11 protein-coding genes are annotated in these 13,257 nt (G+C 73.1%); 4 read left to right on the top strand and 7 right to left on the bottom strand.

Features of this window, described 5'->3' with window-relative positions:
* Positions 1-13: 13 nt before the first annotated feature.
* The 7 genes from lptM to EDC50_RS08090 all read right to left on the bottom strand — a co-directional run bounded on the left by lptM (position 14) and on the right by EDC50_RS08090 (position 8,073).
* Positions 14-283, bottom strand: a complete 270-nt coding sequence (gene lptM / locus EDC50_RS08120) for an LPS translocon maturation chaperone LptM (RefSeq protein WP_123769983.1) — start codon at positions 281-283, stop codon at positions 14-16.
* A gap of 52 nt (positions 284-335) precedes the next feature.
* Positions 336-749: a YbaN family protein gene (locus tag EDC50_RS08115; RefSeq protein ID WP_242003068.1), complete on the bottom strand. Its 414-nt coding sequence runs from the start codon at positions 747-749 to the stop codon at positions 336-338.
* Between the two features lie 189 nt (positions 750-938).
* Positions 939-3,038, bottom strand: coding sequence for a S9 family peptidase (locus tag EDC50_RS08110; protein ID WP_123769982.1), 2,100 nt, complete (start codon positions 3,036-3,038; stop codon positions 939-941).
* A gap of 358 nt (positions 3,039-3,396) precedes the next feature.
* Positions 3,397-5,511: a prolyl oligopeptidase family serine peptidase gene (locus EDC50_RS08105; protein WP_123769981.1), complete on the bottom strand. Its 2,115-nt coding sequence runs from the start codon at positions 5,509-5,511 to the stop codon at positions 3,397-3,399.
* 142 nt (positions 5,512-5,653) lie between these two features.
* Complete coding sequence (locus tag EDC50_RS08100; RefSeq protein ID WP_123769980.1) at positions 5,654-5,977, bottom strand: hypothetical protein; 324 nt, start codon at positions 5,975-5,977, stop codon at positions 5,654-5,656.
* A 597-nt stretch (positions 5,978-6,574) separates the two neighbouring features.
* Positions 6,575-7,543 (bottom strand): helix-turn-helix transcriptional regulator, encoded by a 969-nt coding sequence (locus EDC50_RS08095; protein ID WP_123769979.1) that lies wholly within the window; start codon positions 7,541-7,543, stop codon positions 6,575-6,577.
* Positions 7,544-7,632: 89 nt separating this feature from the next.
* Positions 7,633-8,073 (bottom strand): acyloxyacyl hydrolase, encoded by a 441-nt coding sequence (locus EDC50_RS08090; protein ID WP_123769978.1) that lies wholly within the window; start codon positions 8,071-8,073, stop codon positions 7,633-7,635.
* Positions 8,074-8,172: 99 nt separating this feature from the next.
* Here EDC50_RS08090 and EDC50_RS16500 point away from each other — a divergent pair, with 99 nt between their 5' ends.
* From EDC50_RS16500 to EDC50_RS08070, 4 genes are read left to right on the top strand one after another with little or no spacing between them, the layout of a single operon-like run.
* On the top strand, positions 8,173-9,069 hold the full coding sequence (locus EDC50_RS16500; protein WP_199742125.1) for a hypothetical protein: 897 nt from the start codon (positions 8,173-8,175) through the stop codon (positions 9,067-9,069).
* Positions 9,070-9,115: 46 nt separating this feature from the next.
* Positions 9,116-12,229 (top strand): molybdopterin oxidoreductase family protein, encoded by a 3,114-nt coding sequence (locus tag EDC50_RS16495; RefSeq protein WP_199742126.1) that lies wholly within the window; start codon positions 9,116-9,118, stop codon positions 12,227-12,229.
* On the top strand, positions 12,226-12,435 hold the full coding sequence (locus tag EDC50_RS08075) for a hypothetical protein (protein ID WP_123769977.1): 210 nt from the start codon (positions 12,226-12,228) through the stop codon (positions 12,433-12,435). The genes EDC50_RS16495 and EDC50_RS08075 overlap by 4 nt, the downstream gene beginning before the upstream one ends.
* Positions 12,432-13,190 carry a 4Fe-4S dicluster domain-containing protein gene (locus EDC50_RS08070; RefSeq protein ID WP_123769976.1) on the top strand — a complete coding sequence of 253 codons (759 nt, stop codon included), beginning with the start codon at positions 12,432-12,434 and terminating at the stop codon, positions 13,188-13,190. Before EDC50_RS08075 ends, EDC50_RS08070 begins: the two co-directional genes overlap by 4 nt.
* Positions 13,191-13,257 lie beyond the last annotated feature (67 nt).

Here is a 13,257-nt window from a genome sequence, read left to right as displayed (position 1 = left end):
CGGCGGCTCCGGCTCAGGATCGCGCGCCTGCGGGCGGCACCGGCTCGGCGTCGCCCTCGTCTTCGGCGGGCGGCGCATCGGTGGCCTCCTGCGCAGGCGGCGCCGTTTCCGGCGCGCTGCCGGCGTCGGCCGGGGCGCCGTCGGTCGCGGGCTCGCCCGGCGGCGGCAGCACGGCGGGATCGACCGGCAACTCCTTCGGCGGCAGGAACAGCGGCCCCTTGTTGCCGCAAGCGGCCAGGGCCAGCGGCAGCGCGATCAGACACAGGAGGTGGCGTGCGTTCATGCGCGCAGTGTAGCCCGCCACGGAGGCCGCGACACGACGCGCGGCGCGGCGTTCAGCGCGGCGGCGGCTCCGGCCGCGCCCACAGCCACAGCGCGACGAGGGCCATGATCGCGGTGCCGAGCGCGGCCATCCACGGCCGCGGCGCGGTCAGGAACATCACCGCCGCGCACGCCGCCATGGTGGCGGTCGCCAGCCGCTTGGCGCGCCGGCTGACCGCGCCGTACGCCTGCCAGTCGCGGATCATCGGGCCGAAGCGGCGGTGCTCGAGCAGCCAGCGGTGCAGGCGTTGCGAGCCGCGCGCGGCGGCGAACGCGGACAGCAGCACGAACGGCACGGTCGGCAGGCCCGGCACGACGATGCCGATCACGCCGAGCGCGAGGCTGGCGTAGGCGAGCAGCCACCACGCCCAGCGCCAGCGGGACGAAGGCGGCTCGGGGCCGGCGGGAGGCAGGGGGGAAGGCGTCACCGCGGGTCTGGGATCAGAGCGGCGCGAAACGCGCCCGGCGTTGGCGCGGACGCCACACGAGCCGCGTTCGCCGGGGCGGCCCCTCTCCCGCGCGGGGAGAGGGTTCCGGGACGTATCGCCGCGCGACGGGGAACCCGCGCGCGGACCCGCCCGCGGAAAGGGGCGCGACGCGAAGCGCCCCGCATCGCCTTACTTCGCGCTGCCGGCGCCGCTTTCCGCGACGCCCAGCCGGTCCAGCAGGAACGCGTACATCTCCGCCAGCTCGCGGTAGCGGCGGAAGCGCCCGGACTTGCCGCCGTGGCCGGCGTCCATGTTGGTCCGGAACACCACCGGCTCGTCGGAGGTGTTCACGTCGCGCAGGCGGGCGACGTACTTGGCCGGTTCCCAGTACTGCACCTGCGAGTCCCACAGCCCGGTGCCGACGAACATCGCCGGGTACGCCTGCCTGCGCAGGTTGTCGTACGGCGAGTAGGACAGCATGTAGTCGTAGAACGCCTTCTTCTCCGGGTTGCCCCACTCGTCGTACTCGTTGGTGGTCAGCGGGATGCTCGGATCGAGCATCGTCGTCACCACGTCGACGAACGGCACCTGCGACAGGATCACCCGGTACTTGTCCGGCGCCATGTTGGCGATCGCGCCCATCAGCAGGCCGCCAGCGCTGCCGCCGTAGGCGGCGACGCGGTCCCGGGCGGCGTAGCCTTGGGCCACCAGGTGGTCGGTGACGTCGATGAAGTCGGTGAAGGTGTTCTTCTTCTTGAACAGCTTGCCGTCCTCGTACCACTGCCGGCCCATCTCCTGGCCGCCGCGGATGTGCGCGATCGCGTACACCATGCCGCGGTCGAGCAGGCTCACCACCGGCAGGTTGAAGTTCGGGTCCATGGTCGCGCCGTAGCTGCCATAGCCGTACTGCAGCAGCGCCGCGGTGCCGTCGCGCTTGAAGCCCTTCTTGTAGACCAGCGACACCGGCACCTTGACCCCGTCGCGCGCGGTGGCCCAGACCCGTTCGGTCTCGTACCGGCCGGGGTCGTAGCCGATCACCGGCTGCTGCTTGAGCAGCTTGCGCTCGCCGGTCTTGACGTTGACCTCGTAGGTGGTCGGCGGCGTGGTCAGCGAGGTGTAGGTGTAGCGCAGCCAGTCGGTGTCCGGCTCGGCGTTGACCGCCAAGCCCATGCTGTAGGCCGGCTCGTCGGCCTTGACGTACTCCTCGCCGCCCGGCTTGACCAGGCGCAGGCGCTCCAGGCCGTCGGACCGCTCGGCGACCGCGGTGAAGCCGTCGAACAGCTCGAAGCCGTCGATGAACACGTCCTCGCGGTGGGCCACCCAGTCCCGCCAGTCCTTGCGCGAGGTCGAGCCGGTCGGCGCGGTGACCAGCTTGAAGTTCTTGGCGCCGTCGGCGTTGGTGCGGATCACCCAGCGGTCGCCGAGGTGGTCGGCGTCGTACTCGACGTCGCGCTCGCGCGGCGCCAGCACCACGAACTCGCGCGGGTCGGCCGCCGGCGCGCAACGCAGCTCGTCGGAAACGGTGCTGCTGACGCCGATGCAGACGAACTTGTCGTCGCGGGTGCGCGAGATGCCCATGTAGAAGCTCTCGTCGGCCTCCTCGTAGACCAGCTCGTCCTGCGAAACCGGCGTGCCGAGCACGTGCTTCTTGACCCGCTTGGTCAGCAGGGTCTCGGGGTCGTTCTCGACGTAGAACAGGGTCCTGTTGTCGTCGGCCCAGACCAGGTTCGGCGACACGCCGGGGATCTGCTCGGGGTACAGCTCGCCGGTCTCCAGGTTCTTGATCCGGATCGTGTACTGGCGGCGGCCGACGGCGTCCTCGGCGTAGGCGAGCAGGCGGTTGTCCTGGCTGACCGCCCAGTCGCCGACGTTGTAGTAGTCCTTGCCCGCGGCGAGCTGGTTGACGTCGAGCATGACCTGCTCGGGGGCGTCCATGCTGCCCTCGCGGCGGGCGTGGATCGGATAGTCCTGGCCGGTCTGGTAACGCGTGTAGTACCACCAGCCGCGCTCGCGGTACGGCACCGAGCTGTCGTCCTGCTTGATGCGGCCGACGATCTCCTCGTACAGCTTGCTCTCGACCGGCTTCAGCCGCGCCATCACCGCGTCGGCGTACGCGTTCTCGGCCTCGAGGTACGCCAGCATCTGCGGGTTCTTGCGGCTGTCGTCGCGCAGCCAGTAGTACTCGTCGCTGCGCTGCGCGCCGTGCGGCGCGGTCACCGTATGCGGCTTCTTGGCCGCTTGCGGCGGCGTCGGCGCGGTGGCGGCGAGGGAGGAGGCGGTCGTGCTCATCAGGAGGGTCGAAAGCAGCAGGGAAGAGAGTCTCATACAGATGGGTCCGGTCGCGGGCGATGCAACGGGGAGAAGCGCTTTTCGCTCCCGGCGCAGGCCGGGAGCCATCGGGCCGGCGTTTGCCTCTTCACGCGCCGGCCGCGTACCCGAGGGTCCGGACGGCCGGGGGGCTTGCGGCAGGCGCGCCACGGACGGCGCGCGCCCGGGTCGGGGCAGGATGCCCCGACCGGGGGAAGCGCAATACCCCCGGTCGGCCAGGCCCGGGCCGGCAGCGCTCCAGCCGCCAACACTCGGCCTTCCGGAACGCGCGGCGACGCGCAGCCGCAAAATGCACGCCGGCTCGCGCGGGACGCGCGGGTCACCGGCTCAATTCCTTCCACAGGAAGGTGAACGCCAGCGCGCTCATGTGCGCCGCCTGCGCGTTGTTGGCCGAGCCGCCGTGGCCGCCCTCGATGTTCTCGTAGTAGCGCACGTCCTTGCCGGCCTCGAGCATCTTCGCCGCCATCTTGCGCGCGTGGCCCGGATGCACGCGGTCGTCGCGCGTGGAGGTCATGAAGATCGTCGGCGGGTACTCGCGGCCGGCATCGAACAGGTGGTAGGGCGAGAAGGTGCGGATGAAGTCCCAGTCGGCGCTGTCCGGGTCGCCGTACTCGGCCATCCACGAGGCGCCGGCCAGCAGGTGGCTGTAGCGCTTCATGTCCAGCAGCGGCACCTGCACGACGACCGCGCCGAACAGCTCCGGATACCGGGTCAGCATGTTGCCCATCAGCAGCCCGCCGTTGCTGCCGCCCTGGATGCCCAGGTGCCGGGGCGAGGTGATCCTGCGCGCGACCAGGTCCTGCGCGACCGCGGCGAAATCCTCGTAGGCCTTGTGCCGGTTGGCCTTCAGCGCGGCCTGGTGCCAGCGCGGCCCGTACTCGCCGCCGCCGCGGATGTTGGCCACCGCGTACACGCCGCCCTTCTCCAGCCAGCCCTTGCCGACGCTGCCGGAATAGGCGGGCGTGAGCGAGATCTCGAAGCCGCCGTAGCCGTACAGCAGGGTCGGCGCGGTGCCGTCCAGCTTCAGGTCCTTCGGCCGCACCAGGAAGTACGGCACCCGGGTGCCGTCCTTGGAGGTGGCGAAGTGCTGCTCGATCGCGTGCCGGGAGGCGTCGAAGAACGCCGGCATGGTCTTGAGCGTCTCCGGCTTCTGCCCGATCTGCGCCAGCGACAGCGTGCTCGGCGTCAGGTAGTCGGTCGCGGTCAGCCAGACCGCATCGCTCTCGTCCGGATCGACCGCGGCCACGCCGAGGGTGCCGAACTCGGGCGCGCCGACGAATTCGCCGCGCTTCCATTCGCCCGCGCCGGGGGTGAGCACGCTCAGCCGGTTCTTGACGTCCTCGAGCACGTTCAGCACCAGGTGGTGCCGGGTCCAGACGTAGCCGGCCAGCGAGGTGCGCTCGGTGGGCTCGAACAGCACGGCGAACTCGCGCTTGCCGGCGAGGAAGTCGTCGAACTTCGCCGCGATCAGGCTGCCGGCGGGGTAGGTGCGGCCGCCGGCGGCGTAGGGTTCGCGCAGCTCGAGCAGCAGCCACTCGCGGTGCACCGACTTGTTGGCCGAGTTCGGCGCGTCGATCTTGACCAGCGCGTCGCCGCGGCGCAGGTACAGTTCGTCGTTGTAGAAGGCCAGCGTGCGGCTGACGAAGTCGCGCTCGAAACCCGGCGTGTCGTCGCGGAACGCGGCGATGTACATGTCCTCGGGCCGGCCTTCGTACACCGGCTTGGCGCGCTCCAGCGGGGTGCCGCGCTTCCATTCCTTGACCACGCGCGGGTAGCCGGAACTGGTCATCGAGCCCGCGCCGAAGTCGGTGTAGACGTAGACCGTGTCGCGGTCGATCCACTGCAGGCCGCCCTTGGCCTCGGGGCGGTAGAAGCCGTCCTTCACCCAGGTCTTGGTGGCCAGGTCGAACTCGCGGGTCACGTCGGCGTCGGCGCCGCCGCGCGAAAGCGCGACCAGGCAGCGGGTGTAGTCGGGCTTCAAGCACTGCGCGCCGTGCCAGACCCAGTTCTCGCCCTCGGCCCGGTTGAGCGCGTCGAGGTCGAGCACCGTCTCCCAGCGCGGCTGCGGCTTGCGGTACTCCTCCAGCGTGGTGCGGCGCCACAGGCCGCGCCCGTGCTGCCGGTCCTTCCAGAAGTTGTAGTAGTACTCGCCGATCTTCTCGACCGCGGGGATCTTGGCGTCGGAGTCGAGGATCCCGCGGATGTCCGCCTCCAGCTGCTTGAACTCGGGCGTGGCCGCGAGCTCGGCCTCGGTGCGGGCGTTGCGCTCGCGCACCCAGCCGAGCGCGCGTTCGCCGGTGACGTCTTCGAGCCAGGCGTAGGGATCGTCGGACACGGGCGGGGCCTCCTTCGCGTGGGCGGCGCCGGCCGCGGTCGCGGCGGCGAGACCGGCGGTGATCAGCAGGGCACGGCAGGCCTGCGGCAGCGTGGGCATAGGCGCTCCTGAACGGGAAAACCGCGAACCTAGCACAGCCCGGCCGCGCGGGCGCCGTGCCGGAGGTCGGGCGACGCGGCGGCGCCTCGCCGGCGCCGCGAGCCGGCAACGGCTCCGGCCCGATCGCGCAAACGCGCCCGGCTCAGGCGGCCGCCTGGCGCTGCCGCCGCAGCGGCGGCGCCGCACCGCGGCGCACCGCCTGGGCGCGGCCCCGGCGCCGGCGTTCGCGCCGCAGCGGCGCCGCCTCGCGCACCGGCGGCGCGCGGAACCGGCGCAGCGCCCAGCACGCGCTCAGCGGCATCGCCAGCAGCCACAGCGGCAGCCAGCCGAACGTCTCGCTGGCGCCGCGCGCGGCCGGCCACAGCAGCACCAGCACCGCGCCGACCGCGCTGGCGTGGCGCAGCACCGCTTCGAGCAGGTCGGCGGCGGAGATCGGTTCGTCGGAATCGCGGATCGGATCGGTCATGCTCGGGCTCCCCTTGGGCGGGCGCCCAACGTGCCCGGACGACATCTCAGGGGATGCGACGCGCGCAAGCGCGCGAGAACGCCCCGGGCGGGATCCGGCAGCCGCCTGCGAGCGGCGCCATGCGGCGCCCGCGTCCAGGCACCGCGCCCGCGGGGGCGCGACGCCGGCCTTCCGGGTAGGCCGCCCACCGTCGTTGTCCCGATCCGCGCACCCGCGAGGGCGCGACGCCTGCAGGTGCCGGCAAGCGGACACGGATGACGCGTTTCAATCCGCGCGCCCGCCAGGCGCGACGGACCGGATACGCGACCAGCGCAATCGGCTGCATCGTTTCACCCGCGCCCGCCAGGCGCATCGGCCAGTACACGGCTGACCAGGTTTTAGTCCGCACCCCCCCAAGGGCGCGACCTCGCCGGCCGTGCCGCGGAACGAGGCCGACCCGCTTCAATCGCCGCGCCCGCGCCGGGGCCTCATGGACGGCGCCGGGTGCAGCTCTCCACCGGGCGGATCGGCCGCGGCTTGCCCCGGGGCGTCGATCGGTCGAAGGACGGGCGCCACGCCGGCCCGGGGCTTCGTTCCGCGGCGCTCTCGGGGCGGAAATCAGCGGTCGTAGTTGCTCAGCGCCAGCTGCAGCAGCGCACGCGCCTGCTCGCGCAGCGAGGCCGGTTCGACGATCTCGGCGTCCGCGCCGTAGTGCATCACGTCCATCAGCAGCTCGCGGCCGGCGCTGTAGGGCACCTTGAGCTCGTAGCGGCCGTCGGCGAGGAAGCGGCCCTGCTGCTGCGAATGCCAGTGCTCGTCGGCGACCCAGCGCGCGGCCTTGGCGCTGAACACGATCGTCGCCCAGCCCTTGGGCTCGCCGGAGAAGATGCCGTAGCTGGAGGCGAGCTGCCGGTCCAGTTCCTCGTCGGGCACGTCCTGGGCCGGCTCGTCCAGGCGCCGCGCGGCGCCGATCCGGTCCACCGCGAAGCTGCGCAACGCCTCGCGGTCGTGGTCCCAGGCGTCGAGGTACCAGTTCTCGCGGTAATGGGTCAGGCGCTGCGGCGAGACCGTGCGCCGGGTCTTCTCGTCGGTGGAGCGGGCGCGGTACTCGAACGCCAGGCGCTTGCGGTCGAGCACGGCGGTGGCGACGGTGCGGAACGCGGGCTCGTCCAGGCGCCGCGTGCGGTGCGGGATCACGCGCACGCGCTCCACCGGCACCCGGCGGCCGCCGGCGTGCTCGTCCAGCAGCTTCTCGATCCGGTGCTGCAGCGGCGCCAGCGCGTTCGACAGCACCCCGCCGCCGCTGCGCACCAGCAGCTGCTGCGCGGCGAGCAGGGCGTACAGCTCCTCCGAGCTCAGCCACAGGCCGGGCAGCTCGAAGCGCTCGCCCTCGCTCGGGTCGTAGCGGAAGCCGGCCTCGCCGTTGCCGACCACCGGCGCCATCAGGTAGTCGCGCAGGTAGGCCAGGTCGCGGTAGACCGTGGCGCGCGAGCATTCCAGGTCCTCCTGCAGGCGCTGCACGGTGACCGGGTAGCGCGCGGCGCTGAGGATGCGGTGCAGGGCGTGGATGCGTTCGATGCGTTCCATGGCGGCGGGGGTCCGGGCGTGGGTTTTGCGGCGGGTCGCGGCCTAAGCATGGCATCGGCGTCGGCCTCCGCGCCATCGCCCCGCGCCGGTCAGAAGCCCACTTCGACCAGCAGGAACGTCTCGCCGCGGTTGCGGCCCTCGATGCCGGCGTTGGACATGTGCCGCAGCGACAGCGCGACCCGGCCGAAATCGTAGCCGCCGGCGGTCATGAACTGGGTATGGCCGGAGAGGATGTCGTTGTCGACGTTGGCCCAGGCCAGGCCGCCGCTGACGAACCAGCGGTTCCAGGTCAGGCGCTTGCTCAGCGCGAAGAACCAGGATTCCTCGATGCGCGCGTCCTCGCGGCGGCCGATGTGGCCGACCATCACTTCCCACGGGTGGCGCTGCTCGCCGAGCCACGCCAGCGTGGCCACCGGCGCTTCCTCGCCGCCGTGTTCCTCGGCGATGCCGCCGCCGACCCGCACTCCGGCCCAGGCGGGCGCGAGCGCGCACGCGGCCGCCATCGCGACCGCGACGATGCTGCTTCTCATGGATTTTCTCGTCCGTTTTCTTGTGATCGTCCGCCGGCGGGAGTCCGCCGCCGGACCGGCGTTGCGCGCGCGAGGCGGGGCGGCGCCGTGGGGCGCCTATTGAATCGCAGCGCTCCGGATGCGCCCATCGTGGGGGCGCGAACGGAGCGTTCCAGCGGTCGCCAGGATGCGCGCGAACCGCCGGACCCGCCTGCGGACGCGACCGGCCGCGGCGCGTACGCCGCGGCCGAAGCCGCCATCGCCCGCGACGGATCGCGGGCCGAAGGCCACCGCGTTGGTACATGCGCCCGCGTGGTCGCCGCATCAAGGGCCGCCGCGCAAACCGGCAGATCCGGTCAACGCGCCGCCGAGGCGCGCGCGGCGCTGGACCGGCCGCCAACCGGGTCCTGCGCACACTGCGCCGCCGCGCACGGGAGGCCGCATGCACGGGACCGGGTGCCGGTTCGCGGCCGGGCCTTGGGCGCGGCGATCACCGCGTGCGCGCACCTGTTGCTGGCATGGTGGCTTGCGCCCCTGCCGCGCAGCGGGGTGCCGCCGGCGGACACGGCGATCCGGACCGAATTCCTGCCGCGGCGCCTGCACCTTCGCCGCCGCTGTCCTCGCGCCGGCCGGCGTTGCGAAGGTGCCGCCGTCCGCGCCGCCGGTGGCAACGCTCGCCACGCCGACGCCCACGACACCAGCAGCGCCCACGATGCCTGTCGCGCCTGCGGCCGTTTGGCGGGGGCAGGCACGGCAGTGGGCGCAGCGGCAGACACGGCCGGAAGCCGCCGATCCGTTGGCCCGGCCCGCGCCGCCGCGCGAACGCTTCGGATGCGCGAACCGCTGTCGCCGCAGCGCCTGGCCGAGGCGATCGGCCGCGCGTTCGCGCTTCCGGGCCACGAGGCCGATCCCTGCCCGGCCAACCGCGCGCGCATCGCCGCGCCGTCGCTGGCCGGCGGCGACGCCGCCGCGCTCGCCCGGGAGGTCGATTTCGAGCGCCGCCGCTGCCGGCCCTGAACGGCGCCGGTTCGCGCCGCGACGGCGGGACGGGCAAAATGCAAGGATGCGCGCGCCCGCCGAGCCGATCCTCGATCTTTCGCCTTCGCCCGGCGACGCCGTCGCGACGACGACCTGCTACATGTGCGCCTGCCGCTGCGGCATCAAGGTGTGGCTGAAGGACGGGCGGATCCGCTACATCCAGGGCAACCCGGAGCACCCGGTCAACCGCGGGGTGCTGTGCGCGAAGGGCTCGGCCGGGATCATGCAGCACTACTCGCCGGCGCGGCTGCGCAAGCCGCTGCTGCGGGTGGGCGAGCGCGGGTCCGGCGAGTTCCGCGAGATCGAATGGGACGAGGCCCTGGAGATCGCGACCTCGTGGCTGAAGCCGATCCGCGAGCGCAACCCCGACGAGCTGGCCTTCTTCACCGGGCGCGACCAGAGCCAGGCGCTGACCGGCTGGTGGGCGCAACAGTTCGGCACCGTGAACTACGCCGCGCACGGCGGCTTCTGCTCGGTCAACATGGCCGCCGGCGGGCTGTACACGCTCGGCGGCAGCTTCTGGGAGTTCGGCGAGCCGGACTGGGAGCACACCCGCTACCTGATGCTGTGGGGCGTGGCCGAGGACCACGATTCCAACCCGATCAAGCTCGGCCTGGGCAGGCTGAAGGCGCGCGGCGCCAAGATCGTCGCGGTGAACCCGGTGCGCAGCGGCTACGGCGCGATCGCCGACGAATGGATCGGCATCCGCCCCGGCACCGACGGCCTGTTCGCGTTCGCGCTGATCCACGAGCTGCTGCGCGCCGACCGCATCGACCTCGACTACCTGGTGCGCTACACCGACGCGCACTGGCTGGTGATCCGCGATCCCGGCGCGGCCGACGACGGGCTGTTCGCGCGCGACGCGCAGGGGCGGCCGTTGTGCTGGGACCGCGGCGCGCGCCCCCGCCCCGATCCCGCTCCCGCGAGCGGAGCCCGCGACGGGTCGCCACACGATTCCCATGGCGCGCCCGGCGGGCCGCCTCGCCCGTTTGCGGGAGGCGGCCGGGGCGAGGGCCGCGAGGACCAGGGCCGCGGCGCCCTCGCGCCCGCCGACGCGATCGGCCTCTCGCCCGCGGTGGTCGGCGAATACGCGCTGCCCGACGGCCGCCGCGCCGTGCCGGTGTTCCAGCTGCTGGCCGAACGCTACCTCGACCCGCAGTACGCCCCCGAGGCCGTCGCCGAGCGCTGCGGCGTCCCGGCCGAGACCATCCGCCGGATCGCGCGCGAGCTGGCCCAGGCCGCGTTCGACTCGAACCTGCGCCTGCCGATTCCCTGGACCGACGCCTGGGGCCGCGCGCATGCCGAGATGGTCGGCCGCCCGGTGGCGATGCACGCGATGCGCGGGATCAGCGCGCACAGCAACGGCTTCCACACCTGCCGCGCGTTGCACGTGCTGCAGCTGCTGCTCGGCGCGGTCGATGCGCCCGGGTCGTTCCGCTACCAGCCGCCGTACCCGAAGCCGGTGCCGCCGCCGAACCGCCCCGGCCGCGCGCGCCGCGAGGACGGCACGCTCGACGCGCCGCCGCTGGGCTTCGTGCACGGCCCGGAGGACCTGCTGGTCGACGCCGAAGGCCGCCCGCGCCGCATCGACCACGCGTTCTCCTGGGCCTATCCGCTCAGCGCGCACGGGCTGATGCACACGGTGATCCGCAACGCCTGGGCCGGCGATCCGTACCGGATCGACACGCTGCTGATGTTCATGGCGAACATGAGCTGGAACTCGGCGATGAACACCGCCGAGACGATCCGCTGGCTCACCGACAAGGACGAGCACGGCGAATACCGGATCCCGCGCATCGTCTACGCCGACGCCTACGCCAGCGAGATGGTCGCCTACGCCGACCTGGTGCTGCCGGACACCACCTACCTGGAGCGGTTCGACGCGATCAGCCTGCTCGACCGGCCGATCTCCGACGCCGACGGCGCCGCCGACGCGATCCGCCATCCCGTGCTCGATCCCGCCGCGCAGATGGAAGGCCGCGACGTGCGCGGCTTCCAGTCGGTGCTGATCGAGCTCGGCGCGCGGCTGGGCTTGCCCGGCCTGGTGAACGAGGACGGCTCGCCGAAGTACCGCGACTACGCCGACTACATCGTCCGCCACGAGCGCGCGCCGGGCGTGGGCCTGCTCGCCGGCTGGCGCGGCGCCGACGGCGCGCTGGAGGCCAAGGGCCCGCCGAACCCGCAGCAGCTGGCGCGCTACGTCGAGCACGGCGGCTTCTGGCGCAGCGAGATCCCCGAGCACGCGCGCTACTTCAAGATGGCCAACCGCGGCTACCTGGACTGGGCGCAGCGCATGGGCTTCCTCGGCACCGCCGCGCCGATCGCGCTGCAGCTCTACGCCGAGCCGTTGCAGCGGTTCCGCCTGGCCGCGCAGGGGCACGGCGCGGTGCAACCGCCGCCGCAGCACCGCGAACGGCTGGCGACGTACTTCGACCCGTTGCCGATCTGGTACGAGCCCCTGGAATCGGCGCAACTCGAAGCCGCGCACCGCCCGGACCGGAACGAGGGCGGTCGAAGCGACGCCCGCAGCGCGGCCGCGCCGTCCCGCCCGCTTGCGGGAGAGGAGCGGGGAGAGGGCGGGGCGCCGGCGACCTCCGCGCGCGGCGACGCCCATCCGTTCCCGCTCAGCGCGGTCACCCAGCGGCCGATGTTCATGTACCACGCCTGGGGTTCGCAGAACGCCTGGCTGCGGCAGATCGCCGCGCGCAACTGGCTGTACCTGCACCCGGACACCGGCGCGCGCCACGGCATTGCCGACGGCGACTGGGTCGAGGTGCGCTCGCACCACGGCCGCATCGTCGTGCAGGCCCGGTTCGCGGCCAACGTGCAGCCCGACACGGTCTGGACCTGGAACGCGATCGGCAAGCGCCGCGGCGCCTGGCGCCTCGACCAGGACGCGCCGGAGGGCCGCCGCGGCTTCCTGCTCAACCACCTGATCAGCGACCTGACCCCGCGCGGCGACTACGCCAACGCCGACCCGGTCACCGGCCAGGCGGCCTGGTTCGACCTGCGCGTGCGCATCGCCAAGGCCGCGCCCGCGGACGCGAGCGCGCCGCAGTTCGCGCCGCTGCCGCTGGGCGAGGCGCCGCCGGGGCCGCTGCGCTACGGCGCCGAATTCCGCACGGGGACGCGCCGATGAAATCCTGGGCTTCGCTCCTCGGCTGGCTGTGCCTGGCCGCCGGGTTCGTGCTGACGATCCTGCTGGTGTTCGGCGTGTTCGACCCGCTGCTCGATCCGGTCGGCCTGGCGTGGCCGCCGCTGGTCGGCCTGCTGCCGCGGGTCAGCCTCGGCATCGCCCTGTGCGCGCTGGGGGTGTGGTTGATCGCCGGGGGCACCCGGCGATGACCGCGCTGCCGCCGCCGTCGAAGAAGAAGCTCGGCCTGGTGATCGACCTGGACACCTGCGTCGGCTGCCATGCCTGCGCGGTCAGCTGCAAGGAATGGAACGCCGGCGGCTTCGCCGCGCCGCTGCCCGACGAGCAGCCCTACGGCGGGCAGCCCTCGGGCGTGTGGTTCAACCGCGTGCACAGCTACGAGGTGGCGGCGGCGCCCGCGTGCGGCGATGCGCCGGCGCAGCCGGCGGGCACGCTGCACTTCCCGCGCTCGTGCCTGCATTGCGAGACCCCCGCCTGCGTCACCGTGTGCCCGACCGGCGCCAGCTACAAGCGCGCCGAGGATGGCATCGTGCTGGTCGACGAGGACAAGTGCATCGGCTGCAAGCTGTGCTCCTGGGCCTGCCCCTACGGCGCGCGCGAGTACAGCGCGGTCGAGGGCGTGATGAAGAAATGCACGCTGTGCATCGACCGCATCTACAACGAGAACCTGCCCGAGGCCGAGCGCCAGCCGGCCTGCGTGCAGGCCTGCCCGACCCGCGCGCGCCACTTCGGCGACCTCGGCGACCCGGACTCGCCGGTGTCGAGGCTGGTGGCCGAGCGCGGCGGCGTCGACCTGCTGCCGCAGCTGGGCTACCGGCCGGTCAACAAGTACCTGCCGCCGCGGCCGCGCCGCGCCGGCCAGGACGCCGCCCCCGCCGAGGAGCCGCTCGACACCGCCGCGCTGCCGCCGCTGCTGCGCTGGCTCGACCGCGTGCTGTCGCGATGAGCCTTCCCCTCGTTTTCCATCCCGCCGCTGTGGACCGCCGCGCGAGCGGAGCCAAGGACCTGCCGTC

It is taken from the genome of Vulcaniibacterium tengchongense (assembly GCF_003814555.1).
GTDB classification, from domain to species: domain Bacteria; phylum Pseudomonadota; class Gammaproteobacteria; order Xanthomonadales; family Xanthomonadaceae; genus Vulcaniibacterium; species Vulcaniibacterium tengchongense.
Note: the sequence above shows the minus strand (reverse complement) of the source record. Positions and strands in the feature narration are given on the sequence as shown.

Excerpts from the sequence above, each read along its gene's own strand:
- EDC50_RS16495 (WP_199742126.1), top strand. The coding sequence starts at position 9,116 with ATGCGCGCGCCCGCCGAGCCGATCCTCGATCTTTCGCCTTCGCCCGGC.
- EDC50_RS08075 (WP_123769977.1), top strand. The coding sequence starts at position 12,226 with ATGAAATCCTGGGCTTCGCTCCTCGGCTGGCTGTGCCTGGCCGCCGGG.
- lptM (WP_123769983.1), bottom strand. The coding sequence starts at position 283 with ATGAACGCACGCCACCTCCTGTGTCTGATCGCGCTGCCGCTGGCCCTG.
- EDC50_RS08095 (WP_123769979.1), bottom strand. The coding sequence starts at position 7,543 with ATGGAACGCATCGAACGCATCCACGCCCTGCACCGCATCCTCAGCGCC.
- EDC50_RS08070 (WP_123769976.1), top strand. The coding sequence starts at position 12,432 with ATGACCGCGCTGCCGCCGCCGTCGAAGAAGAAGCTCGGCCTGGTGATC.
- EDC50_RS08105 (WP_123769981.1), bottom strand. The coding sequence starts at position 5,511 with ATGCCCACGCTGCCGCAGGCCTGCCGTGCCCTGCTGATCACCGCCGGT.
- EDC50_RS08110 (WP_123769982.1), bottom strand. The coding sequence starts at position 3,038 with ATGAGCACGACCGCCTCCTCCCTCGCCGCCACCGCGCCGACGCCGCCG.
- EDC50_RS08090 (WP_123769978.1), bottom strand. The coding sequence starts at position 8,073 with ATGAGAAGCAGCATCGTCGCGGTCGCGATGGCGGCCGCGTGCGCGCTC.
- EDC50_RS08100 (WP_123769980.1), bottom strand. The coding sequence starts at position 5,977 with ATGACCGATCCGATCCGCGATTCCGACGAACCGATCTCCGCCGCCGAC.